Annotated in this window: 25 protein-coding genes; 12 read left to right on the forward strand and 13 right to left on the reverse strand. The window is 66.8% G+C overall.

Annotated elements, in window-relative coordinates:
• The first annotated feature begins 22 nt into the window (after positions 1-22).
• Together D575_RS0105385 and trmB are read left to right on the forward strand one after the other, a co-directional pair.
• Positions 23-826: a thiazole synthase gene (locus D575_RS0105385; RefSeq protein WP_018144891.1), complete on the forward strand. Its 804-nt coding sequence runs from the start codon at positions 23-25 to the stop codon at positions 824-826.
• Positions 827-828: 2 nt separating this feature from the next.
• Positions 829-1,557, forward strand: a complete 729-nt coding sequence (gene trmB, locus D575_RS0105390) for a tRNA (guanosine(46)-N7)-methyltransferase TrmB (protein WP_018144892.1) — start codon at positions 829-831, stop codon at positions 1,555-1,557.
• A 27-nt stretch (positions 1,558-1,584) separates the two neighbouring features.
• On the opposite strand, the gene D575_RS0105395 is transcribed toward trmB, so the two are convergent.
• The gene (locus D575_RS0105395) at positions 1,585-2,433 is read right to left on the reverse strand and encodes a universal stress protein (RefSeq protein WP_018144893.1); all 849 of its coding nucleotides are present in this window, start codon (positions 2,431-2,433) and stop codon (positions 1,585-1,587) included.
• A gap of 267 nt (positions 2,434-2,700) precedes the next feature.
• Here D575_RS0105395 and D575_RS0105400 point away from each other — a divergent pair, with 267 nt between their 5' ends.
• The 7 genes from D575_RS0105400 (at position 2,701) to D575_RS0105430 (ending at position 9,771) form a co-directional block, all read left to right on the forward strand.
• Positions 2,701-4,539, forward strand: coding sequence for an SLC13 family permease (locus tag D575_RS0105400; protein WP_018144894.1), 1,839 nt, complete (start codon positions 2,701-2,703; stop codon positions 4,537-4,539).
• Between the two features lie 46 nt (positions 4,540-4,585).
• Positions 4,586-5,476: a phosphoribulokinase gene (locus D575_RS0105405; protein ID WP_018144895.1), complete on the forward strand. Its 891-nt coding sequence runs from the start codon at positions 4,586-4,588 to the stop codon at positions 5,474-5,476.
• Positions 5,477-5,584: 108 nt separating this feature from the next.
• Positions 5,585-6,043, forward strand: a complete 459-nt coding sequence (locus D575_RS0105410; RefSeq protein ID WP_018144896.1) for a hypothetical protein — start codon at positions 5,585-5,587, stop codon at positions 6,041-6,043.
• The gene (locus D575_RS0105415) at positions 6,040-7,170 is read left to right on the forward strand and encodes an FIST C-terminal domain-containing protein (RefSeq protein WP_018144897.1); all 1,131 of its coding nucleotides are present in this window, start codon (positions 6,040-6,042) and stop codon (positions 7,168-7,170) included. Before D575_RS0105410 ends, D575_RS0105415 begins: the two co-directional genes overlap by 4 nt.
• Before the next feature lie 30 nt (positions 7,171-7,200).
• The gene (locus tag D575_RS0105420; RefSeq protein ID WP_018144898.1) at positions 7,201-8,235 is read left to right on the forward strand and encodes an NADP(H)-dependent aldo-keto reductase; all 1,035 of its coding nucleotides are present in this window, start codon (positions 7,201-7,203) and stop codon (positions 8,233-8,235) included.
• Between the two features lie 10 nt (positions 8,236-8,245).
• Entirely contained in the window at positions 8,246-9,028 is a 783-nt protein-coding gene (locus D575_RS0105425; protein ID WP_018144899.1) for a TatD family hydrolase, read from the forward strand.
• Entirely contained in the window at positions 9,025-9,771 is a 747-nt protein-coding gene (locus tag D575_RS0105430) for a ThiF family adenylyltransferase (RefSeq protein WP_018144900.1), read from the forward strand. Before D575_RS0105425 ends, D575_RS0105430 begins: the two co-directional genes overlap by 4 nt.
• A gap of 120 nt (positions 9,772-9,891) precedes the next feature.
• Here D575_RS0105430 and D575_RS0105435 read toward each other — a convergent pair whose 3' ends face one another.
• From D575_RS0105435 to glyQ, 4 genes are all read right to left on the reverse strand, one after another.
• A complete protein-coding gene (locus D575_RS0105435) occupies positions 9,892-10,533 on the reverse strand; it encodes a hypothetical protein (RefSeq protein ID WP_018144901.1) in 642 nt (213 codons plus the stop codon).
• Positions 10,523-11,278 (reverse strand): 1-acyl-sn-glycerol-3-phosphate acyltransferase, encoded by a 756-nt coding sequence (locus D575_RS0105440; protein WP_018144902.1) that lies wholly within the window; start codon positions 11,276-11,278, stop codon positions 10,523-10,525. The genes D575_RS0105435 and D575_RS0105440 overlap by 11 nt, the downstream gene beginning before the upstream one ends.
• A 9-nt stretch (positions 11,279-11,287) precedes the next feature.
• Positions 11,288-13,369: a glycine--tRNA ligase subunit beta gene (glyS, locus tag D575_RS0105445; RefSeq protein ID WP_018144903.1), complete on the reverse strand. Its 2,082-nt coding sequence runs from the start codon at positions 13,367-13,369 to the stop codon at positions 11,288-11,290.
• 69 nt (positions 13,370-13,438) lie between these two features.
• Positions 13,439-14,383, reverse strand: coding sequence for a glycine--tRNA ligase subunit alpha (glyQ, locus tag D575_RS0105450; RefSeq protein WP_018144904.1), 945 nt, complete (start codon positions 14,381-14,383; stop codon positions 13,439-13,441).
• 86 nt (positions 14,384-14,469) lie between these two features.
• Between glyQ and D575_RS0105455 the strand changes: the two genes are divergently transcribed.
• Both D575_RS0105455 and glnA read left to right on the forward strand, forming a co-directional pair.
• A complete protein-coding gene (locus D575_RS0105455) occupies positions 14,470-15,723 on the forward strand; it encodes a cation diffusion facilitator family transporter (RefSeq protein ID WP_018144905.1) in 1,254 nt (417 codons plus the stop codon).
• Between the two features lie 220 nt (positions 15,724-15,943).
• Complete coding sequence (glnA, locus tag D575_RS0105460; RefSeq protein WP_018144906.1) at positions 15,944-17,353, forward strand: glutamate--ammonia ligase; 1,410 nt, start codon at positions 15,944-15,946, stop codon at positions 17,351-17,353.
• 228 nt (positions 17,354-17,581) lie between these two features.
• On the opposite strand, the gene asnB is transcribed toward glnA, so the two are convergent.
• The 8 genes from asnB to D575_RS0105500 all read right to left on the reverse strand — a co-directional run bounded on the left by asnB (position 17,582) and on the right by D575_RS0105500 (position 25,397).
• A complete protein-coding gene (gene asnB / locus D575_RS0105465; protein ID WP_018144907.1) occupies positions 17,582-19,600 on the reverse strand; it encodes an asparagine synthase (glutamine-hydrolyzing) in 2,019 nt (672 codons plus the stop codon).
• A gap of 95 nt (positions 19,601-19,695) precedes the next feature.
• Positions 19,696-20,778 (reverse strand): aspartate carbamoyltransferase, encoded by a 1,083-nt coding sequence (locus D575_RS0105470; protein ID WP_018144908.1) that lies wholly within the window; start codon positions 20,776-20,778, stop codon positions 19,696-19,698.
• The gene (locus D575_RS14615; RefSeq protein ID WP_018144909.1) at positions 20,766-20,888 is read right to left on the reverse strand and encodes a hypothetical protein; all 123 of its coding nucleotides are present in this window, start codon (positions 20,886-20,888) and stop codon (positions 20,766-20,768) included. The genes D575_RS0105470 and D575_RS14615 overlap by 13 nt, the downstream gene beginning before the upstream one ends.
• The gene (locus D575_RS0105480) at positions 20,885-22,342 is read right to left on the reverse strand and encodes a sodium:solute symporter family protein (protein WP_018144910.1); all 1,458 of its coding nucleotides are present in this window, start codon (positions 22,340-22,342) and stop codon (positions 20,885-20,887) included. Before D575_RS0105480 ends, D575_RS14615 begins: the two co-directional genes overlap by 4 nt.
• Positions 22,339-23,082, reverse strand: coding sequence for a cysteine hydrolase family protein (locus tag D575_RS0105485; RefSeq protein ID WP_018144911.1), 744 nt, complete (start codon positions 23,080-23,082; stop codon positions 22,339-22,341). Before D575_RS0105485 ends, D575_RS0105480 begins: the two co-directional genes overlap by 4 nt.
• 25 nt (positions 23,083-23,107) lie before the next feature.
• Positions 23,108-24,349: a Zn-dependent hydrolase gene (locus D575_RS0105490; protein ID WP_018144912.1), complete on the reverse strand. Its 1,242-nt coding sequence runs from the start codon at positions 24,347-24,349 to the stop codon at positions 23,108-23,110.
• An 81-nt stretch (positions 24,350-24,430) separates the two neighbouring features.
• Positions 24,431-24,838, reverse strand: coding sequence for a hypothetical protein (locus tag D575_RS0105495; protein ID WP_018144913.1), 408 nt, complete (start codon positions 24,836-24,838; stop codon positions 24,431-24,433).
• Between the two features lie 22 nt (positions 24,839-24,860).
• Positions 24,861-25,397, reverse strand: coding sequence for a MarR family winged helix-turn-helix transcriptional regulator (locus tag D575_RS0105500; RefSeq protein ID WP_018144914.1), 537 nt, complete (start codon positions 25,395-25,397; stop codon positions 24,861-24,863).
• A gap of 381 nt (positions 25,398-25,778) precedes the next feature.
• Between D575_RS0105500 and D575_RS0105505 the strand changes: the two genes are divergently transcribed.
• Complete coding sequence (locus D575_RS0105505) at positions 25,779-26,969, forward strand: hypothetical protein (protein ID WP_018144915.1); 1,191 nt, start codon at positions 25,779-25,781, stop codon at positions 26,967-26,969.
• Positions 26,970-26,988: the final 19 nt, after the last annotated feature.

Below are 26,988 nucleotides of genomic sequence, written 5' to 3' on the forward strand. Positions count from 1 at the left end.
ACTTTTCAACGAAGGAATGACCATGACCGAATCGGCCGCGTCCGGCGACGACCTGTTCCGCGTAGGCACGCGCGAGTTCACCTCCCGCCTGCTCGTTGGGACCGGCAAGTACCGCGATCTTGACCAGACCCGCGACGCCATCGAGGCGAGCGGCGCGGAGATCGTGACCGTCGCCATCCGCCGCACCAACATCGGCCAGAACCCGGACGAACCCAACCTGCTGGACGTGATCTCGCCGGAGCGCTACACGCTGCTGCCGAATACTGCCGGCTGCTTCAATGCCGAGGATGCGATCCGCACCTGCCGCCTGGCGCGCGAGCTGCTCGACGGCCACAACCTGGTGAAGCTGGAGGTCCTGGGCGACGAGAAGACCCTGTACCCGGACGTCTTCGAGACCGTGAAGGCCGCCGAGACGCTGGTGGCCGAGGGCTTCGACGTGATGGTCTACACCACCGACGACCCGCTGCTGGCGAAGCGCCTGGAAGACATCGGCTGCCTGGCGATCATGCCGCTGGCCGCGCCGATCGGCTCGGGCCTGGGCATCCAGAATCGCTACAACATCCGCGAGATCGTGGAGAACGCCTCGGTTCCGGTGCTGGTGGATGCCGGAGTCGGCACCGCCTCGGACGCCGCGATCGCAATGGAGCTGGGCTGCGACGGCGTGCTGATGAACACCGCCATCGCCGCGGCCGATGACCCGGTGCTGATGGCCTCGGCCATGCGCCACGCGATCATCGGCGGGCGTCAGGCCTTCCGCGCCGGGCGCATGGCGCCGCGGCGCTACGCCTCGGCCTCCTCGCCGCAGACTGGCCTGTTCTTCAGCTGAGCATGAGCGACCACGCCAACGCCGAGACGGACGACAAGCCGTTCTACCGCCGCATCCGCAGCTTCGTGCGCCGCGAGGGCCGGCTGACGCCGGGCCAGCAGCGGGCCCTGGACGAACTGTCCCCGCGCTTTGGCCTGCAGCTACCGGAACCCGCGGCACCGCTGGACCTGACTTCCGTTTTCGGGCGCACGGCACCCGTGACGCTGGAGATCGGCTTCGGGGACGGCGAGAGCCTGGCCGAGCAGGCGGAAAACCAGCCGGAACGCGACTTCATCGGTACCGAGGTCCATCGACCGGGGGTCGGGCATCTGCTGCGCGAGGTGGAGCAGCTCGGCCTGACCAATGTGCGCGTCAGCGACGTCGATGCGGTGGAACTACTGGAGCACTACCTGACGCCCGCCAGCCTGGACTGCGTGCAGGTGTTCTTCCCCGACCCTTGGCACAAGAAGCGCCACCACAAGCGGCGCCTGATCCAGCCGGCCTTCGTGCGCCACCTGGCGACGCGCATCCGGCCGGGCGGGCGGCTGCATCTGGCAACCGACTGGGCCGAATATGCCGAACACATGATGGTGGTGCTGGAGGAATGCCGGCCATGGTTCGTGCCGGACGGCCCGATCCCGGCTCCCGGCCGGCCACCGGAGCGCCCGGTGACCAAGTTCGAACGGCGCGGGGAGCAACGCGGCCACCAGGTCGCCGATCTGCTCTACCGACGCACCGACGAACCCGCCTGATGATACCCGGCGCGATGCCGGGTCGGATCAGACGTTCTTGACCACCAGGACCGGGCAGTCAGCCCCGCCAATCACGCGCTCGGACACGCTGCCCATCAGCAGGCGCTTGAGCCCGGTACGCCCGTGGCTGCCGACCACCACCAGATCGCGATGGTCGCGCGCAGCGACCTCCAGCAGGGTAACCTCGGGGCGCCCCTCCTCGAAGGTCGCATCGGCCTCCAGCCCATTCTCGCGGGCCTCGCCCTGCAGACGCTGGATGGCCTGAACGCCCTCCTGACGCCGCTCCTCGTTCTGCCCCGGGACCGCCACGGACACGATCGTGATCGGAAGCTTGCAATAGCCGGCCAGCTCGATTGCGGCGCGCGCGGCCTGGTCCCCAAGGTCGGAGCCGTCGGTCCCCACCAGAAGCCCGCGATGCGGCGCCTGGGCGCCGCGCGGGACAATCATCACGTTGCAGGGTGCGAGTCCCACGACCTTGCGCGTGGCGTCACCCACCATCAGGCGCGAGAGGTCACCGCGATCGCGTCGGCCGATGACGATCAGCCCGGCCTTGAACTCCTCGGCAATGGCGACGATCTCCTGGTGCCGGTCGACCCCGTGGCGCAGGATCATGGAGGCATCGATGCCCACCTCGCGGGCGCGCTTTTCCAGTGCATCCAGATCGGTCTGGCCGGCAACGCTCGCCTCGTGGCTGCGCGGCGGAGACAACGCATCGTGCTGGGTATCGGTGCGGATAATCCGTGCGACGATCAGGCGCGCACCACAGCGCTGCGCCAGATCCAGCGCCACATTCTCGGCGGATTCGCTGAACTCGGAGCCATCCGTCGCCAGGACGATGGTCTCGAAACGGCACAGCGGGGCATCGGATTCGGACATGCTGGGGTCTCCACCTGGACTTTTTCCCAAGCATAACCGACATGCCGGCAAACGCCAGCACTCGGGGCCGCGCCGACCGAACCGCCAACCCGACGCCGGCGCATTTTTTGCGTCCGTGCCCGCGGGATGAAATAATCCCGCGCTTTCAAGGGAAAGGCGGAATCTGTTTCCTCCGACCCGCCTCGGCGCCTGCGCCCGGCGCGAGTCCCCTTTTTCGGCTTCTGGCCACGCGCCGTCCGGCGCGGGTCCTCAGGACACGACTGGAACATGGAAAACCTTACGCTGACCACCGAGATGATCGTGGTGCTTGCGCTGCTCGCGTTCACGATCTTCCTGTTTGTCTCCGAGATCATCCGGGTCGACCTGGCAGCGATCTCGGTGATGGTCCTGCTCGGCCTGCTGACGCTGGTGCCCGGACTCGGGATGCTGGTCGGCCAGGAAGAGCTGTTCAGCGGCTTCGCCTCCAATGCGGTGATCTCGATCATCGCGGTGATGATTATCGGCGCCGGCCTGGACAAGACCGGCGTGATGCACAAGGTGGCGGCGTTCATCATGCGCGTGGGTGGCACCACCGAAAAAAGCATCATCCCGACCGTCTCCGGAACCGTCGGCGTAATCTCCAGCTTCATGCAGAACATCGGCGCAGCCGCGCTGTTCATGCCGGTGATGAGCCGCATCTCCAATCGTCTGAACATCCCGCTGTCGCGCCTGCTGATGCCGATGGGCTTCGCCGCGATCGTCGGCGGCACCATCACCCTGGTCGGGTCCAGCCCGCTGATCCTGCTGAACGACCTGCTGCCGTCGGACATGGAACCGTTCCAGCTGTTCGACGTGACCCCGATCGGCCTGGCCCTACTGGCGACCGCCATCGTCTACTTCGTGCTGCTGGGCCGCTTCGTACTGCCGTCGGTCAAGAGCAAGGCCACCCAGCGCGAAAGTGCACAGGACTACTTCCAACGCGTGTACGGCCTGTCCTACGAGATCCATGAGCTGTTCGTCCCGGAGAACGACCCGATGGTTGGGCGCACGGTGGCCGAGATTGAGCGCGAGACCGGGATCGCGATCGTCGGCACCTACATGCGCGACGAGTTGCGCATGGCACCGTGGACCGGCTACGAGATCCAGGCCAACTCGCACCTGGCCGTGCTGGCCAGCCCGTCACGCATGGAAAAGCTGTGCGAGGGCACGCGCAAGCGTCCCAGCACCCATCTCGACGTGTTCGCCAACGCCCTGGACAGTGGGCGTTCCGGCGTCGCCGAGGTCGCCATCGCGCCGGGCTCGAACCTCGCCGGCAAGACGGTCACCGAACTGGCGATGCGCCAGACCTACGGCCTGTCGGTGATGCGCATCCAGCGCGGCAACGAGACCTACGGCGAGGGGCTGCGCGACATCCCCCTGGAACCGGGCGATATCCTGGTGGTGCACTGCACCTGGGAATCGCTGGCCCGGCTGGAGCAGGACCGCGATTTCGTGGTGATCACGTCGGACTATCCGCGCGAGGAACTGGTACCGTCCAAGGTGCCGCATGCACTGTTCTTCCTGGCGCTGACCGTGGGCCTGATCGTGTTCACCGACCTGATGCTCTCGGTCGCGCTACTGACCGGCGCACTGGGCATGATCCTGACCGGCGTCATCAGCCTCGACAACGCCTATCGCGCCGTCAGCTGGAAGACCGTCTTCCTGCTGGCGTCACTGATCCCGCTGGGCATGGCGGTGGAGAACACCGGAACCGCCGCCTGGATCGCGCAGAACACGCTGGAGATGCTGGGGACCGTACCGCCCTGGGTGCTGCAGGCGACGATCTTTGCCCTGGCCACGTTCTTCACGCTGGTCATGTCCAACGTCGGCGCGACCGTGCTGCTGGTGCCGCTGGCGATCAACTTCGCGATCGCCGCGCAGGCCGCGGGCATGGATGCCGACCCGCGCGTGTTCGCGCTGACCGTGGCGATCGCCACCTCGAATTCCTTCCTGATCCCGACCCACCAGGTGAACGCCCTGATCATGGGCCCCGGCGGCTATCGGGTGAAGGATTTCATGAAGGCGGGCGGCATCATGACCATCCTGTTCGCCGTGGTCGCCATGTTCATGCTCAACCTGATTTTCTAGTCTGTTAAACGCAACCTTTAGCAACCCGTTTGCAAGGAGAAATCCCATGTCCCAGAAGCATCCCGTGATTGCGGTGACCGGTTCCTCGGGTGCCGGCACCTCCACCGTCAAGCGCTCCTTCGAGTCCATCTTCCGTCGCGAGCAGATCAGCCCGGTTGTGATCGAGGGCGACAGCTTCCATCGCTATGACCGCAAGGCAATGAAGGAGGCGATGCAGAAGGCCGCCGCCGACGGCAACGATCACTTCTCGCACTTCGGCCCCGAAGCCAACCTGTTCGATCGCATCGAGGGGCTGTTCAAGACCTACGGCGAGACCGGCCAGGGCGAGAAGCGCTACTACCTGCACTCCGACGAAGAGGCCGCCGAGCACAACGAGCGCCTTGGCACCAACCTTGGACCGGGCGAGTTCACCCCCTGGGAAGAGATCCAGCCGGGCACCGATCTGATGTTCTACGAAGGCCTGCACGGCCTGGTCGTGAACGGCGAAGTCGACGCCGCGCAGCACGTGGACCTGGGTATCGGCGTGGTGCCGATCGTGAACCTCGAGTGGATCCAGAAGATCTTCCGCGACAACGCCGAGCGCGGCTATTCCGCCGAGGCGATCGTCGACACGATCCTGCGGCGCATGCCGGACTACGTGAACTACATCACCCCTCAGTTCGGCTACACCGACATCAACTTCCAGCGCGTGCCGACGGTGGACACCTCCAACCCGTTCATCGCCCGCGCGGTGCCGACCCCGGACGAGTCGATGGTGGTGATCAGCTTCAAGGATCCGGCGAAGCTCGGCATCGACTTCCCGTACCTGCAGAACATGATCCCGGACTCCTTCATGTCCGATCCCAAGACCCTGGTGGTCCCGGGCGGCAAGATGAGCTTCGCGATGGAGGTCATCCTGGCCCCGATCATCCACGAGATGCTGTCGCGTCGCGGCTGATCCGCAAGCCCAAGAGAAGTTCCCAAGCCCCGCTCCGGCGGGGCTTTTTTCGTTCAAGGCCGGGCATTCCGCTAGGATTCGGGCTTTAACCAACAGGACGGAGTTGGCGTGATCGGACTCTTCGGGCCACGGCCGGCCCAACAGATGGAGCGCTTTCGCAGCCGTTACGACGGACGCTCGCTGATCGTGCACCAGGGTTTCAACGGGGACTGGCTGGAGGAGCTCATCAAGCAGCCGGGTGGCGGCGGGCACTTCCGCATGGACAGCCGGCCACTGCCGCGGCGGCGACCCACCCCGGTGGAATGGCTGGTACAGACCTACATCCTGCCGCTGGAGCTACCCCAGCCATTGTTTCTGGACGTACGCGAGGACGCCATCCTCGTGCGCCACCTGACGCGCGGGCAGCATGCCGTGCACCCCTCCGAGATCGCCTGGTTTCTGGAGGAACTGGACACTCGCCACCACGCCCGCCTGGTCTTCGCCGAAGACGGCGGCCTGCACGTGCACACCGGCCTGCCGGTCGACGACAACGAGGCCCTCAGCATGCTGGAGCATCTCGGTTTATGACCACACCCTTTCGCAGCGCGACCGCCCGTGGCGACGAGCCCGGGGCCCTGGCCACCACCCTGATCGCCGAGCTCGGCGAACAGCCGGTACGTGGCGATGATCAGGTACGCGTCGGCTTCATCTATCTCTCCGACCCCCTGAGCCGCCACGCCCGCAGCCTGCTGAAACACCTGCGCGAAGGCCTCGGGATCGATCACTTCGTCGGCGGCATGGCCATGGCGATCATCGGCCCGCGCGACGAGCTCTACGAGCAACCCGGTGTGACCCTGATGATCGGCGAGTTCCCGGCATCCAGTGTTCGGGTCATCTACCATCCGGTCCGTCGCTTCGAGGATCTGGTACAGGAACTGGACGGCTTCCTCGACCCGCAGACCCCGGGGCGTCTGATCCTGAATGCCGACCCCCAAACGGAGGGCCTGGAAGGCATACTGACCGAGATCGGCGAGCGGAGCGCCTGGTTCGCCACCGGGGGTGTCAACTCCGGCGAGCCCGGCGTGGTACAGATCGCCGACGGGGTCTCCGCCTCGGGCATCACCGGCCTGGCGCTGCGCGACGATGTCGCCATCGCCGCGCGCCACAGCCAGGGCTGCACACCGCTGCCCGGCCAGCACGAGCTGACCGAGACCTGGCGCAACATCGTCGTGCGCCTGGACGGGCAGCAGGCGCTGCCCGCATTCAAGGGCATCATCGGCGATGTCCTGTCGCGCGATCTGGAACGCGCGCTGGGCTACATCCTGGTCGGCTTTCCCATCGCCGGCTCGGATACCGGCGACTATCGCGTGCGCAACATCATCGGGGTGGACCTGGACCAGGAGGTCCTGGCGATCGGCGAGATGCTGGAACCGGGGTCGCAGATCCTGTTCGTGCGCCGCGACGGCCAGGCCGCCCGCGACGACCTGGAACGCATGCTGGAACAGGTGCGCGCCCAGGCACCCAACGGTATTCGCGGGGCGCTCTACGTCTCCTGTGTCGGGCGCGGACGCCACCAGTTCGGGCAGGAAGGCGCGGAGTTAGCTATCGTGCAAAAGGGGCTGGGGGACGTACCCCTGGTCGGCTTCTTCGCCAATGGCGAGATCTTCGCCAACCGCCTGTACGGCTACACCGGGGTCCTGACCCTGTTCACCTGAAACGCACTCCACCACACCCCGGGAGAAGGCATGCAGTACCGCAAGCTGGGACGTACCGATATCGAAGTCAGCCTGATCGGCCTGGGCACCATGACCTGGGGCGAGCAGAACACCGAGGCCGAGGCGCACGAGCAGCTCGACTACGCGCTGGGGCAGGGCGTGCACTTCATCGACGCCGCCGAGATGTATCCGGTGCCGCCGCGCGAAGACACCCAGGGTCTGACCGAGACCTACATTGGCAACTGGCTGGCGCAGCGCCAGAATCGCGAACAGGTCGTGCTGGCCAGCAAGGTCGCCGGCCCCGGCATGATCGACTACCTGCGCGGCGGCCCCCAGCTGAACCGCGAACACATCGAGCAGGCCCTGAGCGACAGTCTCAAGCGGCTGCAGACCGACTATCTGGACCTCTACCAGGTCCACTGGCCGGCGCGCGCGACCAACTTCTTCGGCCAGCTCGGTTACAGCCACAAGCCCGACGATAACGCCACGCCGATCGAGGAGACCGCCGCCGCCCTGAAGGCCATGGTCGACAGCGGCCGGGTGCGGACCATCGGCATCTCCAACGAGACCCCGTGGGGCTTCATGGAATGGATCCGCGCACATGACCGCGGCCTGTCCGAGCGCATTGTCTCCATCCAGAACCCCTACAACCTGCTCAACCGCAGTTTCGAGGCGGGCCTGGCCGAGATGGCCATCCGCGAGGACGCCGGCCTCCTGGCCTACTCGCCGCTGGCCTTCGGCATGCTCTCCGGCAAGTACCTGGATGGCGCCAAGCCGGCAGGTGCCCGCCTGACCCTGTTCGAGCGCTTCCAGCGCTACAGCAACGAATCCGGCCTGGCCGCGACCGCCGAGTACGCCAGGCTCGCCGCCGAACATGGGCTGACGCCAACCCAGCTGGCACTGGCCTTCGTCAACCAGCAACCGTTCGTGACCAGCAACCTGGTCGGCGCGACCACCATGGAACAGCTGCGCGAGAACATCGCCACCGTCGACATCACCCTGTCCGACGCCGTGCTGGAGGCCATCGAGGCGATCCACGCCCGCTTTACCTACCCCTGTCCGTAGGCCGGATCCGTTGCACCTGATCGATACGCACGTCCACCTGGACCTCGACGCGTTCGATCCGGACCGCCCGGCGGTGCTGGACCGGGCCCGCGCCGCCGGCGTGCAGGAGCTGGTCCTGCCCGGCGTCACGCGTGCCCGCTGGCCGGATCTGGACGCCCTGCACCGACACTACGATGGTCTGCATATCGCCTACGGTCTGCACCCAATCTTCCTGCAGGACCATGCCGATGACGACCTCGACGCGCTGGAGCCCTGGCTGGACGCGCACCCGGAGACCGTCGCCGTCGGCGAGATCGGACTGGACGGCTACCACCAGGAGCTCGACTGGGACCGTCAGTGGCGGTTCTATACGCGGCAACTGGCCATCGCCCGGGAGCGCGATCTGCCGGTGATCATCCACAGCCGACGCGCGCTCGACGAGGTCCTGAAGGGCCTGCGCCAGTACCCCGGCATCAGCGGCATCCTGCATGCCTTCATCGGGAGTCCGCAGCAGGCTCGGCAGGCGGCGGATCTCGGCTTTGCACTCGGGATCGGCGGACCCGTGACCTACGAGCGCGCAAAGAAACTGCACCGCGTGGTGCGCGACGCACCGCTGCAGGCGCTGGTGGTGGAGACGGACGCCCCGGACCAACCGCTGGCCGGACACCAGGGCGAGCGCAACGAGCCGGCCATGACTGCCGAGGTCAACCGCCAGCTCGCGGCCCTGCGAGACATGGATCCGGCCGAGATGGCTATAATCACGTCACAAAACGCACGCCGGGTCCTCCGGCTCCCGACCGGTTCCGCTGCATGAGCTCGCCCGCCGACGCCCCGCACAATCCCTTTACCGAACGCACGGATCTGCTGCTGGGGCATGACGTCACCGCACGCCTGCGCGATCGGCATGTCTTCATCGCCGGACTGGGCGGTGTGGGCAGCTACGCGGCCGAGGCGATCGCGCGGGCCGGGGTCGGACGCATGACCCTGGCCGATCACGACGTGGTCGGGGCCTCCAACCTGAACCGCCAGCTCGTCGCGCTGCGCTCCACCGTGGACCGGCCCAAGACCGAGATCATGGCGAACCGCATCCGCGACATCGATCCCGACATCGAGGTCATCATTCGCCAGGACTTCCTCCAGCCCGACACCATCGGCGACCTGGTCCCCGAGGATGCCGACTTCGTGCTGGACGCGATCGACTCCATTGTCTGCAAGGCCGCGCTGGTCGCGACCGCCCAGGCCCGCGGGCAGGCCGTGATCTCGAGCATGGGCGCAGGTGGGCGCATCGACCCGACGGCCGTGCGCGTGGGGCCGCTGACCGAGACCCGCGTGTGCCCACTCGCGCGGCAGATGCGCAAGCGGCTGCGGCGCCTGGGCGCACATCTCGACTACCCCGTGGTGTTCTCCATCGAGCAGCCGCGCAAGGGCACGGAGCACCGGCCGGTCGGCGACGGCGGGCGCCCGCGCTCGGTCAACGGCACCATCTCCTACCTGCCCGCGATCTTCGGCCTGACCGCCGCCGGCCACGTGATCCAGACCCTGATCACCCGCAGCTGACGCACACGAATCGAGTGCAGGAACCCGTATCGACTCGTCATTGCGAGGCGCAACGCGCCGCGGCAATCGGCGAGGGGTACCCCCCAGCCGCACCGCACCCGCAAGCCCCGGACAGCACCGCTACTCGTCGAACACGGCCTCGATGCGGGCCTGGATGTGCTGGTCAGCGTCCGGGCCGAACTGCGTAGTGGCGGGATCAAAGCGGTCGCAGAAGGCGTAGGCAAACTTCAGATCCTTCACTCCGAGGGCACCGAACAGGCGTGCCTCGAAGGAATGATCCTCAGGGTTCTGGATCAGCGTGGGCCAGCCGTCCGCGCCCGGGGCCAGGGCAGGGCCGAAGAAGACCACGCCGGGCAGATTCTTCAGGCGCAGTGCACAGGTGCCATCGGTTACGCCGGCCATCGGCAGGAAGTCGATGGTGCGCGACAGGCGCTGCTTGCGGTTGAAGGCGATATCGATCTCGCCGCCCGCTGCGCGGATCGCCGGGGCCTCGGCCTCGAACGTGAGGGTCTCCAGTCCCGCAGCGCGCCAGGCATCCAGATCCTGCGCCCCATGCCGGCTGGGCAGGAACAGGTACGCGGGCTTGCTGATGGCCCGGATCGCCTCCAGGAGCGACTCCGAATAGATCGGCGCGTTCACCAGGATGCCGCCGAGCTCGAGGTCATCGATCAGCCACACGGCCGGTTCCGAATCGCCGATCCGGTAGATGGTCCGGTCACGCAGTTCGACCAATGGGGCGCTGATCAGGGGTTCACTGGCCATCGGGCTTCTCCGTCGACAGGGTGGCAGGGCGAGGTTCGATCTCGGTCATGGTGGTCTCGATCCAGCTCTCGGCCTCGGACAGCACCTCGACCGGCTTGCGGCCGGCGGTCTCGATCGGCGCCCCGATCACTACCTCGACGGTGCCGGGATAGCGCCGCAGGCCCTTTTTCGGCCAGAAGCTCCCGCTGTTCAGCGCCACCGGCAGGACCGGGTAGCCGGTGCGCACTGCGAGCATCGCGCCACCCTGACGGTAGCGCCCGTGTTCGCCCGGGGCCACGCGTGTGCCCTCGGGGAACACGATCACCCAGCGGCCCTGGTCCAGGCGCTGCTTGCCTTCGGCCACCAGGTTCTCCAGGGCCTGGCGTCCGCCCTCGCGATCAATCGGTACCGGATCGAGCATGGACAGCGTCCAGCCGAACAGGGGGATCCGCATGAGTTCACGCTTGAGCACCCAGGTCTGCATGGGAAAGATCGCGACGAAGGCCACGGTCTCCCAGGCCGACTGGTGCTTGGACAGCACCACATGCGGGCGCGAGGGGTCGATGTGCTCGCGCCCGTGCACCCGGTAATCGATGCCGCAACTGACACGCAGCCACCAGACGTTGAACCGGCCCCACAGGGTCAGGACACGGTAACGGACGGGACGGGAAAACGGCCAGATCAGCGGCGGGACCAGCAGCCCGAAGACCAGGATGGAGCCAACGAGCCCCAGCTGGAACAGCAGACCTCGGATCAGGGGCAGCATCGCCCGGCCCTACCCCGTCGCCAGGCGGCCGATGTCGGCCACGGTCTCGAACGCGCGACGCAGTTCACGCAGCAGGGCCAGGCGGTTGCGCCGCTCTGCGGCGTCCTCGGCCATCACCATCACCTGGTCGAAAAAGGTGTCCACCCGGTCTCGCAGGCCTGCCAGTTCGCCGAGCGCATGCAGGTAGTCACCGTCGGCCACCGCCTGCTCGACCCCCGGACGCACGGCCTGCAGGCCCTGGTACAGCTGACGCTCCTCGTCCAGCGCCAGGGCCTCCGGATCGAGTTCCGCCTCGGCCTCCTCGCCGGCCTTGCGCAGCAGGTTGTGGATCCGCTTGTTCGCGGCGGCCAGCGCCTCGGCCTCCGGGCGTTCGCGGAACAGGCTGACCGCGCGCACGCGGCGCACGAAATCCAGCGGGGCATCCGGCGCGACCGCGGCCACCGCCTCGATAGTCTCGTGCGCCTGCCCCTGTTCCAGCAGGTACCCGCGCAGGCGCTCGAGGATGTACTCGCGTACCGGTTCCACGGCCTGATCGGCCTCCGGCACGCGTTCGCGGATGGGTTCGGCGGCGGCCTGCAGCAACGGGGTCAAGGCCAGCGGCAGTTCGCGCTCGACCAGGATGCGCACCAGCCCCAGCGCGGCGCGGCGCAGGGCGAACGGGTCCTTGGTGCCACTGGGCTGCTTGCCGATGGCGAAGATGCCGACCAGGGTGTCGAGACGATCGGCCAGCGCCAGCGCCTGGGCGAGCGGGGCGTCCGGCAGCTCGGAGCCGGACTGGCGCGGCCAGTAGTGCTGCTCGATCGCGGCGGCAACGGTCTCGTCCTCGCGGTCGTGCAGGGCGTAGTAACGCCCCATGGTGCCCTGCAGCTCGGTGAACTCGAACACCATCTGGGTAACCAGGTCGCACTTGGCCAGACGTGCGGCGCGCGCAGCGAGGGGCGCGTCCAGGCCCATCAGCCCGGCCAGGCGCTGCATCAGGGCCTCCAGCCGCATGGACTTGTCGCGCAGCGTGCCCAGGCGCTTCTCGAACACGACCGAGTCCAGCGCCTCCAGGCGTTCCTCCAGACGCTTCTTGCGGTCCTGCTGCCAGAAGAACTCGGCATCCGCGAAGCGCGGGCGCAACACGCGCTCGTTGCCGTCGCGCACCGCATGCGGATCACGCGATTCGATGTTGCTGATCACGATGAAGTGCGGCTGCATGCGGCCGGCCTCGTCGACCACCGGGAAGTACTTCTGGTTGTCCTGCATGGTGGAGATCAGCGCCTCCTGCGGGACATCGAGGAAGCGCGGATCAAAGCCGCCGGTCAGCGCCACCGGCCACTCGACCAGCGCCGTCACCTCGTCCAGCAGGTCCGCATCCACCAGCGCGCGCCCGCCCAGGGCCTTCGCCTGCTCGTGGACCTGCTCGAGGATGCGCTCGCGGCGCGCCTCGAAAGACGGCTCGACAAACCCCGGGCGACGCAGCCGCTCGGCGTAGTCGTTCCCGCGCTTGAGTTCCAGGGCGCCGGGCTGATGGAAGCGGTGGCCGTGGGTCTCCCGACCCGCTGTTTGTTCCAGCACGGTCATCTCCAGCACCTCGGGCCCGTGCAGCACGACCAGCCAGTGCGCGGGCCGCACGAACTCGGTACGGCTGCTGCCCCAGCGCATGCGCTTGGGTGTGGGCAAGGCGTCCAGCGCGGCCTCCAGCATCTCCGGCAGCAGTTCGCCGAGGGCGCGCCCCGGCTGCAGCTGACGAAACACCAGGTATTCGCCCTTGTCGGTGGTCTCGCGCTCCAGGCGCTCGACCTCGACGCCACAGGATCGGGCAAAGCCCAGCACGGCCTTGGTCGGCTCGCCGGCATCGTCGAAGGCCGCGGCCACTGCCGGGCCGCGGCGCTCCTGCAGCTGGTCCGGCTGGCGCGCGGGTACGCTCGGGAACAACACGGCCAGGCGCCGCGGGGTGGCGAAGGCCTCGGGCTCGCCCGGCTCCAGCCCGGCCTCGCGCAGGCGGGTGGTCAGGCCCTCGGCCAAGGCGTCGCGCAGGCGCGCGAGGGCGGTCGGGGGCAGCTCCTCGGTGCCAAGTTCGATCAGGAGTTCGCGGGCTTCGGCCATGTCGGGTCCAGGTTGGGTCCAGTACGCGCCGCGCGACCCAGGGGGCCGGCCGGCGCGGGATTGCGGGATTCAGGCGGCGTCGGGCTTGTTCGCGTCGTCTTCGGCACACAGCGGGAAGCCCAGGGCCTCGCGCGACTCGTAGTACTTCCGGGCGACGTTCCGCGACAACTCGCGCACGCGCAGGATATAGCGCTGGCGCTCGGTGACCGAGATCGCGCCGCGCGCATCCAGCAGATTGAAGCTGTGCGAGGCGCGCAGCATCTGCTCGTAGGCCGGCAGGGGCAGGCCCAGCTCGATCATGCGATCGCTCTCGGTCGCGTGCTGGTCGAAGGCGGCGAACAGGGCGTCGCGGTCGGCATGCTCGAAGTTGTAGGTGGACTGCTCCACCTCGTTCTGGTGGTAGACGTCGCCGTAGGTGATCGCGCGGCCGTCCGGGCCGTTGGTCCAGACCAGGTCGTAGACGCTCTCCACACCCTGCAGGTACATCGCCAGGCGCTCGAGGCCGTAGGTGATCTCGCCGGAGACCGGGTGGCAGTCGAGCCCGCCCACCTGCTGGAAGTAGGTGAACTGGGTCACCTCCATGCCGTTGAGCCAGACCTCCCAGCCCAGCCCCCAGGCGCCCAGCGTCGGGGACTCCCAGTTGTCCTCGACGAAGCGCACATCGTGGGTCAGGGTGTCGAACCCGAGCGCCTCCAGCGAGCCCAGGTAGAGCGCCTGGATGTCCGGCGGCGAGGGTTTCAGCAGGACCTGGAACTGGTAGTAGTGCTGCAGACGGTTGGGGTTGTCGCCGTAGCGCCCGTCGGTCGGGCGGCGGCTCGGCTGCACGTAGGCCGCGCGCCACGGCTCCGGCCCGATGGAGCGCAGGAAGGTCGCCGGATGGAAGGTCCCCGCGCCCATCTCCATGTCGTAGGGCTGCAGGACCACGCAGCCATGATCGTTCCAGTAGTCCTGCAGGCGGCGGATCAGGTCCTGGAAGGTCGGGCTGCTGCTGGGCGGGGTGCGTTCTTGCGACATGCGGGATCCCGGGTCAGGGCAAAGCCGACAGTATATCGGCCCGGCTTCGGCCACGGCCACCGCTCGCGTTGGCGCGGGCGTTTTGCATGCAGCCAAAGCGCGCCCATACTGGGGCCCTGATTCTGTTCGGGAGAGCGGCCCTGAGCGACCCCCTCGCCAATTCCGGACCTTCGGACACGCCGGAGAACGACCAACGCTATCGCGATACCCGCCGGGTCACGCTAGTGGGCGCGGCCGTGAACGGCTTCCTCGCCGTGGCGCAGCTCGTCAGTGGCTGGCTGCTGAACTCGCAGGCCCTGGTGGCGGACGGCGTGCATACCCTGTCGGACCTGATCACCGACGGGGTGGTGCTGTTCGCGGCGAGCAAGGCGGCCGCCTCCCCCGATCAGGAACACCCCTACGGTCACGCGCGGATCGAGACCCTGGCCACGGTGATCGTCGGGGTCTTTCTGGCGCTCGCGGGTCTGGCGATTGCCTGGGCTGCCGGCAACCGCCTGGTCGAGCCCGAGGCCATGACCGGCCCCGCAAACATGGCGATCGCCTTTGCCCTGCTGACCCTGGTGGCCAAGGAAGGCCTGTATCAGTACACCCACCGGGTGGCCAAGCGCCTGCGCTCGCGGATGCTGGATGCCAATGCCTGGCACCATCGCACGGACGCGATCTCGTCGCTGTTCGTGCTGGTCGGGGTCGGTGCGGCGGTAGCCGGGTTCCCGTGGGCGGATGCCCTGGCCGCGCTGATCGTCGCGCTGTTCATCCTGCATATCGCCGGGCGCCTGATCGTGCGTAGCGCGGCGGAGCTGATCGACACGGCCCTGGAGCCGGAGAAGGTCGAGCGCATCCACCGCACGATCATGGATGTGCCCGGGGTCAAGGATGCGCACATGCTGCGCACCCGCCGCCACGGCAGCGAAGTCGTCGTGGACGTGCATATCCAGGTCGCGCCGATGATCTCGGTCTCCGAGGGTCATCGGATCGCCGATGCGGTGTTCCACGCGGTGACCGACGAACACGAGCGGGTGAACGACATCACCGTGCACGTGGATCCGGAAAACGACGCGGAACAGGCCCGGAGTTCCATGCTGCCGCTGCGCCCGACGCTGGTGGAGGCCCTGCGCGAGGCCTGGGCCGATACCCCGGAGCTGGATGCGGTGGAGCACATGTCGCTGCATTATCTCGGCGGTCGGGTACACATGACGCTGACCCTGCGCCTTGACGGGGCAGCCGCCCCGGCAGACCTCGAGGCCCGCGCCCAGGCCCTGGCCGACCGGCTACACCGCCATCCCGGGGTAGGCGACATGCTGGGCGAGGTCACGCTACTCTATCGGCCCTGCACCCATTAGGTGCGCGCCAACAACAATGCGCACGAAACTTGTGCAGACAAAGCACCAGATTGGTGCACCCAGGATGCGGCGGGGCGCCCCGGGTGCCCGTTTTTCGCGCGCCCGGGCCAAACAGGACCGGATGGCATGATGCCTGCATAATGAACCGCGACGCCGCGCAAGCGCCCGACGGGCCGGCCGGCCACCTTTGAATACCCAAGTAAAGACCAAGGAGATCCCCATGTCCGCAGCCGACGTGCTGAACCAGATCAAGGAAAAGGAAGTTCGCTTCATCGACTTCCGTTTTACCGACTCCAAGGGCAAGGAACAGCATGTGACCGTGCCGGCCCACGACATCGACGAAGAGACCTTCGAGGAAGGCAAGATGTTCGACGGCTCGTCGATCGCCGGCTGGAAGGGGATCAACGAGTCCGACATGATCCTGATGCCGGACGCCGAGTCCGCGGTCCTCGATCCGTTCTTCGAGGACATGACCATGAACATCCGCTGCGACGTGGTCGAACCGGCCACCATGCAGGGCTACGACCGCTGCCCGCGCTCCCTGGCGCGCCGCGCCGAGGCCTACCTGCAGAGCACCGGCATCGCCGACACCGCGCTGTTCGGACCGGAGAACGAATTCTTCATCTTTGACGATGTGAAGTGGGGCACCACCCTGTCCGGCTCCTACTGCCGCGTGGATTCCCAGGAGGCCTCCTGGAACTCCGAGCGTGTCTACGAGGACGGCAACATCGGTCACCGCCCGGGCGTGAAGGGCGGCTACTTCCCGGTCCCGCCGGTCGACAGCCTGCACGACATCCGCTCCACCATGTGCGAAGTGATGACCGAGATGGGCCTCGAGACCGAGGTGCACCACCACGAGGTGGCGACCGCCGGCCAGTGCGAGATTGGCGTGGGTCCCGCGACCCTGACGCAGAAGGCCGACGAGGTGCAGATCCTGAAGTACGTGATCCAGAACGTGGCCCACGTCCACGGCAAGACCGCGACCTTCATGCCCAAGCCGATCGTCGGTGACAACGGCTCCGGCATGCACGTGCACCAGTCGCTGTCCAAGGACGGCAAGAATCTGTTCTCCGGTGACCTGTATGGCGGCCTGTCCGAGACCGCGCTGTACTACATCGGCGGGATCATCAAGCACGCCCGCTCGCTGAATGCCTTCACCAACCCGTCCACCAACAGCTACAAGCGTCTGGTACCGGGCTTCGAGGCGCCGGTCATGCTGGCCTACTCCGCCCGCAACCGCTCCGCCTCGCTGCGTATCCCGTTCGTGATGAACCCGAAGGGCCGTCGCGTCGAGCTGCGCTTCCCGGACTCCACCGCCAACCCGTATCTCGCCTTCGCGGCGATGCTGATGGCCGGCCTGGATGGCATCCAGAACAAGATCCACCCGGGCGACGCGATGGACAAGAACCTCTACGACCTGCCGCCGGAAGAAGAGAAGGGCATCCCGCAGGTCTGCCATTCGCTGGACCAGGCGCTGGAAGCCCTGAACCAGGATCGCGAGTACCTGACCCAGGGTGGCGTGTTCACCGACGACATGATCGATGCCTACATCGACCTGAAGATGGAAGACGTCACGCAGATGCGCATGACCACCCATCCGATCGAGTTCGACATGTACTACAGCCTGTAAGGCCGCCGCTTCCGGCCCCTCGGGGCCGCGAAGCTATCAGCCGCCCCCGGCCCCTGGCCGCGGGCGGCTTTTTTGTGGCTGTCGCGCACGATCCGTGCGCAGCCGGTAACGGATGAGGGCGTCCACCGCCTGTCGAGACCCCGACCGGCCCTGTTGGCCAGAACGAAAAAGGCCCCGCGGATCCTGGTCCGCGGGGCCTTCTGGGTCACTCGAGGCTTGCGCCCGTGATCAGGCGTGCCAGCCGAACTCCTCGGCCTTTTGCCGCGCCAGCGCCGGGATGTCGGTGGCGACGAACTGGGCGTGCAGCACCTGGACCCCGATCATGTGGTTGATCACCGCGTCCAGCTGAACCTGGGTGGCGGCCGGCGTGTCCTCGGACTCGTGCAGCTCGAACACCTGACGCACGCCCTCCGGGTCCAGCAACCCGGCCTCGGCGACCTTCTCCGGGGACAGATAGCGATCGGCCAGGGCCTTCATCGCCGCCCACTTGACCGGGTCGGTGTGCGCGGGCGGCGCCATGAAGGCGAACTTCTCGCGCTCGTAGAGCACCTTCGGCAACAGGCCCTTCATCGATTCGCGCAACACGTACTTCTCGGTGGAGCCCTTGATGCGCATGGTCGGCGGCAGGTGGGCGGCGAACTCGGCCAGGTGGTGATCGAGGAACGGCGGACGCGCCTCCATCGAATTGGCCATGTCCATGCGGTCGCCGCCCCAGGTCAGGATCTGGCCCTCCAGCATGGTCTTGATCCAGACGTACTGAGCCTTGTCCAGCGGATGCCGGCCTTCCAGCATGTCGTCATCCAGGGCGTTGGCGATCGCCTTGCCCGGCTTGTAGTCCTGCATGCGCTCGCGGCGCTTCGGGTGCAGCAGGCCCGGCACGTGGTCGGCCGCGGCCAGCCACGGCTGCAGGCAGGACGGGGTGAAGCCCATCATCTGCGTGAAGTCGGGGTCGTTGACCTCGTCCTCGGCCAGCATCGCACCAGAGACCAGCTCGTTGGACTCGTTCAGCATCTGCTGCCAGGCCTGGCGGTCGGCCTCCGGCAGGGTATCCAGGCCGTGCAGGAACATGTCGCGGCGGAAGGCCGGATAGCCGCCGAACAGCTCGTCCGAACCCTCGCCGGTGACGACGACCTTGTAGCCGGCCTTGTTCACGTGGCGGCTCATCAGCAACTTGGCGACACCCAGGGTGTTGTAGATGGTGCGCTCGGCGTGCCAGAGGGCCTCTTCGAAGTTGTCGTAGAGGTGGTTGGCGTCCAGGGTCATGATGTCCTGGTCGGCACCCACGCTCTCGGCCATCTCGCGGGCGATCGCGGTCTCGTCATAGTCGTCGTTGTCGAAGCCGATGGTGAAGGCCTTGACCGGCGCCTGCTGGCTGGCCGAGGCCAGCCCCAGGGTGATGCAGGAGTCGATCCCGCCGGAGAGGTAACAGGCGACCGGCACGTCGGCCTCCAGGCGCAACTGCACCGCCTCCATGAGCTGGTCGCGCACGCCCTCGATCCAGTACGCCTCGTCGGTCTCGCTCTCGGGCGGGCGCTCGGAGGCCAGCGGGAAGTCCATGTCCCAGTACTTCTCCTGGCGGATCTTCAGCTTCCCGTGGGCGCGCTCGACGATCACCATGTGGCCGGGCTTCACCTGCTGGATGTCCTCGAAGGCGGTGGTGCCGGGCACCATGGTCTGCATCAGCTGGTGGTAGAGGCCGTCATCGGAAAACTGGCGCGGCACATCGGGGTTGGCGAACAGCACCTTCAGCTCGGAGCCAAACACGAAGCTGCCGTTGGCCTCGGTGAAGTACAGCGGCTTGATGCCGAAGCGGTCGCGGATCAGTATCAGCCGGTCGTGCTTGCGGTCGTACAGCGAGATCGCGAACTCGCCACGGAAATGCTTGACCGCGTCCTCCAGCCCTTCGCGCTGGTACAGGTGCATGACCATCTCGGAGTCGCTCTTGGTGCGGAACTTCACCCCGCGCGAGGTGAGATCGGTGCGGATGCGCTTGTAGTCGTACAGCTCGCCGTTGACCGCGGTCATGATCTCGCCGCTGTCCATGCAGAACGGCTGACGGCCGCGGTTCTCGTCCAGGTCGATGATCGACAGACGCGCATGGGAAAAGCCCACACCGCGGTCATCCTGGGTGCGGTAACCGAAGCCGTCGGGGCCGCGGTGATACTGGATCGCGGCCATGTTGACCAGGGTTTGCGGGTCGACCTTGCGGGTCGGGTCGGCGTGAAAGATTCCTGCAATGCCACACATGGCATGTCTCCTTGGTTATCCGTTCGGGGCGAGCGGGGCGCGGGCCGGGCAGGCCCGGCGCGCCACGCCGCTCGCGGTTCAACTAAAAGGCGGCGTCAGCCGTCCGGGGTATCCATCACCGCGCTGATGCGGCGTACCACCGTGGTCAGCAGCGCCATGCGCACGAATACGGCCCCGCGGGCCTGGGCGAAATACCAGTTGTGCGGGGTGGCATCGAGGTCGGTGGAGAGCTCTTCACCTCGCGCCAGCGGATGCAGAACCACTGCGCCCTCCTTCAGCGGGGAGTGGCGATCCAACTTCAGCCCCTCGCCCATCGCCTCGAAGGTGTCACCCACCCAGGCGATCGCGTTGATGTACACGACATCCAGATCCGGCAGCGCCGGGTCCAGGTCGTGCACCACGCGTAGCGAGATCCCGGCCTCTTCCAGTTCCTCGCGCTGACCCGGATCGAAATTCTCGTCCTCGCGCGAGACGAGCACGATCTCGTCGATCGCCTGCGGGAACAGGCTCAACAGGCGCAGCAGGGAGCGCACCGTGCGCATGCGCGAGGGCACCCCGATGATGCCGACCTTGATGCGCTGCTCCGGGGCCACCTCGCCGGTGAACAGCTCCGGGCGCCACTTGGCCAGGGCGTAGACGTCCGCCAGCGCCTGGGTCGGGTGTTCGTCGATCCCGTTGCCGGCGTTCACCAGCGGGATGCGCAGGTTCTCCAGCATGTTGTGCGCGGCCTCGCCGTCGGAGGAGCGCAGGACCAGCACATCACCGTAGTTGTTGAACATCTCGGCGATGTCCGCCAGCGATTCGCCCTTGGCAATACCGGTGCTCTTGGGGTCGGTAATCGACATGACCGAGCCGCCCAGGCGGTGCCAGGCACTCTCGAACGACAGCCGCGTGCGCGTGGACGGCTCGTAGAACGCGCTGATCAGGATCTTGCCCGCCAGCGGCAGGTGCATCAGCGCCGGCGTGGTCTCGTACTGCGCCGCCAGGCGGAACAGCTGCAGCAGCTCGTCGCGCGAGAACTGCTGGCTGGAGACCACATGCGAGGCCGCCAGCTTGAGAAGCGGGTCCGGGTCTTCCTCCACCGCCGCCAGCAACGCCTTCGGCCGGTCGGTACCGGCGGCGCCGTCTTTCGGGTGGAGCACATGCAGGGGATCTTCGGTGTAGTTCACCAGAGGCATCCTTTTTTCCAGTCGCGGATAAACAGGGCAATCAGCAGGATCGGGGTCAGCGTCGCCACCAGTGTGGCGATGATCACGATCACGGACAGGGCTGTAATGGAGATCGTCATGCGACCACCTCGCCGTCCGGACGGGCCAGGCGGCCCCAGTCGAATGGCCGCGGCATCAACCAGGTGCTCAGCACCATCACGGCCAGCGAGACAGCGGCCCCGACCAGCGCGGCCACATAGAACCCAATCAGGAAGTAGCTGGCCAGGCCAATGCCCGACCCCAGTATCATCGACCAGGCCGCGCCCTGCGGGTTCGCCCGCTGCCAGTACAGCCCGGCAACGATCGGCCAGATCGCGGAGGCCACGAAGGCGCCGGTGAAGTACAGAAGCTCGGCCAGCGAGCCGACGATCGGCAGCTCGCCGCGGTAACTGGCCGCCAGCCAGGTCACGAGGCCCAGGAGCACCACGATCACCTTGGTCGCGTGGAACTGGTGCTGTTCGCTGGCCTGCGGGCGGATGTGGCCGCGGTAAATGTCGCGGGTCACCAGGTCCGAGGTGGCCGCCAGCAGCGAGTCGAGACTGGAAGCGAGCGCGGCGAACACCACGATGAACACCACGATCGCCCCGGTCAGGCCCAGCACCTCGGCGGCCACCAGCGGCCCGACCATGTCCGCGGCGGGCACGTTGAGGCCCAGCGCTGGCGTGGCCAGGGCGATGAAGCCGGCCACGATCGGGATTGGCAGCCACAGCAGGCCGCCAAAGAGGTAGGCCCGGAAGCCCACGTTGCGGCCGAAGGCGAAGGCGCGCGACCACCAGACATTGGAGTGGAAGATCTCGCCGACGCCAAACAGCAGATTGTTGAACAGGAACATGATCGCGGCCGGGAACAGCAGGTTCAGCAGCTCCGGGCGCTCTTCCATCAGGTTGAAGTGGATCGCCTCGAAGCCGACCTTGTCGATGGTCAGCCAGGCGATGAACGCCGCACCGGCGATGATGATGACGGTCTGGATGAAGTCGGTCCCGATCACCGCGCGCAGGCCGCCCAGCAGGGTGTAGAGCACGCAGACGGTCAAAATCACGGTCATGCCCACGCGGTAGTCGATGCCGGCCAGGGCGTTGATCAGCACCCCGCCAGCCATCGCCATCGAGACCAGCCAGCCGAAGGCGTAGATCAGTGACACCACCAGGAACACCCGCCAGGTGAATTTGCCGTAGCGCAGCCGGATGAAGTCGCCGGAGGTAAAGCCCTCGGGCATCAGTTCGCGGATGCGCCGCGCCAGCGGCGCGAACAGGATCAGGCCCAGCGCACCCAGCGAGTAGCCGAGCATGCCCCAGACGCCCAGTTGCAGCGCCAGCTGCGGGGCCGTCATCGTGGTGTTGGCGGTGACCCAGGTGGCCATCGCGGTGGCGGTGGCCAGCGCCAGGCCAACGTTGCGCCCCGCCAGCATGTGATCCTCGGCGGTCTTGTTGCGACGACCCAACCACCAGCCCAGCACCACCCAGAGGACGCTGAACGCCGCCAGCAGCCCCCAGGCGATGGAGGTCGGGAGGATCGGGTCGTCGAGACCGGTCACGAAGCCTCCTGCACCTTCTTGATCTCGCGGATCGCCTCGTCGGTGGTCATCACGCGGGCGTAGCGGTCCTTGATGGTCGTGAGCGTGGCCTTCTGCATCTCCGGCGTCACCGTGGCCGTGGCGTCGTCCATCAGGGTGACATAAAAGCCCAGGTCGCAGGCATCCCGCACGGCGGTGGAGACGCACTCGTTGGAATACACGCCCACGATGAACAGCGCGCTGATGTTCAGGTTGCGCAGGATGTAGTGGAGGTTGGTGGAGTTGAAGACCCCGCTGGCGGTCTTGTCCAGCACGATCTCGTCCCCGACCGGGGCCACCTGCTCGACGAACTCGGCATCCTTGGAGCCGGGGGCCGCATGCAGGTTCAGGCGCTTGTGGCCCGGGCTGCGGTCGCGGCCATCATGCGTCAGCGAGCGGATGCGGGTATGGATCACCTCCAGCCCCTCTTCGCGGAAGGCGTCCTGCAGGCGGCGCACATTGGGCAGCACCGTCTGCTCCAGGCGATTGAAGTAATACTCCTGGGCCTCCAGCGGCACGCCAGAGTCGGCGGAGTTCGCGAACACGCCGTGGCCGCGCGCGGCATCCAGATACTGCAAGTCGATGCACAGCAGGGCGACATGGTGCTCCCGCAACTCCTGACGCAGCACCGGCGTGGTGATCAGGCTTTCCTGGTACTGCTCGCGCAGCGGATCCAGGGAGTCGTAGTCGGTCAACTGGGTGACGTTGTCGTGTTCGGCCATTCCGGGCGCTTCCTCTCGTCGCGATTTATTGCCGAGCGGCCAACGCCAGGGCACTTTGCAGGGTCAGATTGGCGCCGGTCTCGATGTCTTCCCAGTTTGTCCATTCCGCGGCGGAATGGCTACGCCCCTGCAGGCTCGGCACGAAGATCATGCCGGTGCGGGTGATGCGGCTCATGCTCTGGGTATCGTGGGCTGCACCGCTGGGCATGGTGATGTACTCCAGCCCCATGCGTTCGGCCTGCGCCTCGATGGTCTGCACAACGCCGGGGTCACAGCGCACCGGATCGATCTCGGAGAGGACGTCGAACTCGAACATCAGGTCGCGTCGGCGCGCCAGACTGGACAGGGTGCGCCGGGCCGCATGGGCCAGCGCGGTCAGGACCTTCTCGTCGGTGTCGCGCACCTCGAAGGAGAAGGTCGCCATGCCCGGCACGGTATTCGCCGCCCCCGGTGCCAGCTCCACGCGGCCGATGGTGGCGCGCGAGTTCGGGCTGCCGTGCTCCTCGATCAGGCGATTGATCTCGCCGCCGAACTCCGCCAGGCCCTGGAAGGGATCGATACGCATGTCCATCGGCGTGGTGCCGGCGTGGTTGGGCTGGCCCTTCAGGCGCACCTCCCACTTGAACAAGCCGGTGATCGCCTCGACCACCCCGACACTGAGGCCGCGCCGGTCCAGCACCGGGCCCTGCTCGATGTGGGTCTCGATGAAGGCATGCAGGCTGTGCGGATCGCGCCGCGCGGCCAGCGCGTCGTCGGCGTTCAGCCCCCAGTTGGCCATGGCCTCGACCAGGGTCACGCCTTCGAGATCCCGCGCATGGCTGATGCTCTCCGGGGTCAGCTTGCCGGCCATTGCCTGCGAGCCGAACATGCCGCCGAAACGGCCCTCCTCGTCGGTGAAGTCGATCACCTCGAGCGGGTACGCGAGGTCGACCGCGTTCTCCTTGGCGGTGCGCAGCACCTCCAGCCCGATCAGCACGCCCAGCGCCCCGTCCAGCGGACCCCCACCGGGCACCGTATCCAGGTGCGAACCCATGGCCACTACCGGGCGCTTGCCGTCGTAGTCGAGGCGCCCGTGCAGGTTGGCGGCACCGTCCTGCCAGACATCCAGGCCGGCGGCCTCGAGGCGCCCGCGAAACCACTCGCGCCCGGCGCGGTCGCCGTCGCTGAACGCGCGACGATGCAGGCCCCGGTCGGCATCGCGGCCGATCTGCGCGAGATCGTTGATGTCCTGCTGCAGGCGCTGCATGTTGATCTTGAGATCCGTCATGGATACCTCCGAAAGCGGGCCCACCCCGGATCACGCGAGAACGTTAGCTCGACACGGATCGGCAGGGCTGGACCAAGTGAATCAGCTGCGCGGACGCCCGCGCAGGATGGCCCCGATCAGGACCAGAAAGACGACCGCGCCCACGGCAAAAAAACCGAAGGCTCGGGCCAGGCTGTGATGCTCCACCGACACCATGGCTTGATCGGCCCAGGCGTCCGGATCGGCATCCGCGGCGCGCAGGCGAAACCGGTAGTCACCATCGGGCAGGCCGCTGATGACCGTGCTGCTATCGCCGCCCTGATAGAGGATGCGCGCATCCGCGTGGTCGGGACCCGAGGCCTGCTCCAGTACCACGGGCGCATCTGCCTCCCACGCCAGGGTGAAGCCGCCATCCGTTGAGCGCTCGGGTGGCGCATCAAACGTGGGCTGCGCACCCGCCGCCAGTGGAAGGCAGAGAAGAAACGGCAGCAGCACGCGAAACAATCGCATCAGGGCCTCCGCGGCAGACGGTTCAGGACTTGCCGTCGAACGGCTGCAGGCCGGCCTTGGGCTCGGTGGTATTCATCGCCTCGACCAGCAGGTCCAGGCCCTGGTCCAGGTCCACGAGACGTCCCTTCGGCAACGACTGCAGGGCGCGGTTCAGTTCGCCCTGCGGGGCGGCCGGCGCCCTCTCCAGCAGTTCCAGCCCGGCATCGGTGACGTAGAGCCGGACGATGCGCTGGTCCTTTTCCGGGCGCCGGCGCTCGATCAGACCCCGGTGTTCCAGCTTGTCCAGAAGATTGGACGTGGTGGAGGCATGCACCGATAGCCGGCGCGACAGGTCGCTGACGTTCAGTCCCGGCGTGCGCTGCAACTCCCACAACGCCCACAGCTGCGAGGCGCTGATGCCACAGGCGCGCTCCACCGACCGCGAATGCCCCTGCAGGGCGCGGATGATCACGCGCAGCTGGCGGATCACCGACCGCGCGACATCCGGCTCGGCCGGCGCACCGGCAGGGGTGCCGGATTCATCCTGGGGTGCCTGGTGCACGGCTTGGGTGGAGGTCATGAAAACTTCTCGCAATAAATCATTCGTCTATTTATTTTTGTACAAAAATAGTTTTATTGCAACTCGAGGTCGAACTGGCGAAATCGCGCCACGGGCTCTAAACAAGTGAGTTGGGGTGCCTGCCCCGGCGAGAAACCCGCCTCCCCGCCGGGTGCGAGACGCGCGACCGAAGGGCCCCGAACCCTCGGGGCCACAAGGAGGAACACGGGACGGGTGTGGTGGTCACACCACAGTGCGCCGAGCTCGCGTATCTTGTTTACAACGAATTAGAAACTGCTTATAAACGTTGCCGGCTACGATCAAGACGCACAGACGCGCATTCCGTGTCCGCCCAGGATGGCCTCTGGCGCCACCCGAACCGCCCGACCAGAGAGGATCGCAATGAAGAAGACGATGAGCTGGACCCTGGCACCCCTTTCCGGTGCCGTCGCCCTGGCCCTGTTCCTGGGCCCGAATGTCGCTGCCGCGGAATACGACAGCATCCAGGTCGGCAACCTGTCGATCGGCGGCGCCCTGCGCGCAAACTATGTGGTCGGTGACTACCCCGACTCTGATCGCCGCTCGTGGGACAAGGGCGGCAACTTCCTGCTGGACACCGCCCGGATCAATCTCGATTACGAAAATGGCCCCTGGCTCGGGAAACTGGAGTACCGCTGGTACGACGGCTACAACATGCTGCACACCGGCTGGGCGGGCTACAACTTCGAGAACGAGAGCCAGCTGCAGGTCGGCGTGAACCGCGTCCCCTTCGGCCCGGGGCCCTACGGTGTCTCCCAGAGCTGGTTCTTCGACCAGCATTACTATGTCGGCCTGTCCGATGACATGGACCTCGGCGTGAAGTACTCCATGCCGATGGGTGACTGGACCTGGGACTTCGGCTACTACGCACGGGATGAAGGAAACTATTCCGGCGATACCGAGGACAGCTCGCGGTACTCCTACGATGTCGTCAACGAATCCGGTGACGGCTACGAAGAACGCAACCAGTTCAATGTCCGCGGTATCTACAGCATCCCGAACGCCAATGCCGATGTCGGCTTCTCGGCGCAGTACGGCGAGCTGAAGAGCAGGGGCCCGCAAAGTGACGGGGACCACTACGCAGTCTCCGGCCATATGGTCAACAACTGGGGCAACTGGACCCTGGCCAGCCAGCTGACCTATTACAAGTTTGACGTCGACGAGAACCAGCCGCTGGGCACAGACAAGCTCGTTCAGATGGGCGCCTACGACTTCCCTAACACCGTGGCTGCCGAGGGCTGGATTCCGGCCGTTTCGCTCAGCTACTACAAGGAAACCAGCAACATCCCATGGCTGGATTACGTGATCCCCTACGCCGAGGTCTCCTCCATCGTGAAGAGCGAGAGCGACTTCAACAACAGCGATCTACTGGTTCTAGGGGCGGCCTGGGCGCGGGGTAACTGGTACATCTACACCGACCTGGCCTACTCCAACGGTAACGAGTTCGTGGGCGGTAACCGTCGCGGCGACAACCCGTTTGGCGATCGCCTTGGGGCCAACGAGGAAGACAACTGGGAAGCCCGAGTGAACATCAACTTTGGTTACTACTTCTAAGCCGTACGGGCAAGGCCGT

The organism is Thioalkalivibrio sp. AKL6, from assembly GCF_000376905.1.
Classification (GTDB): domain Bacteria; phylum Pseudomonadota; class Gammaproteobacteria; order Ectothiorhodospirales; family Ectothiorhodospiraceae; genus Thioalkalivibrio; species Thioalkalivibrio versutus.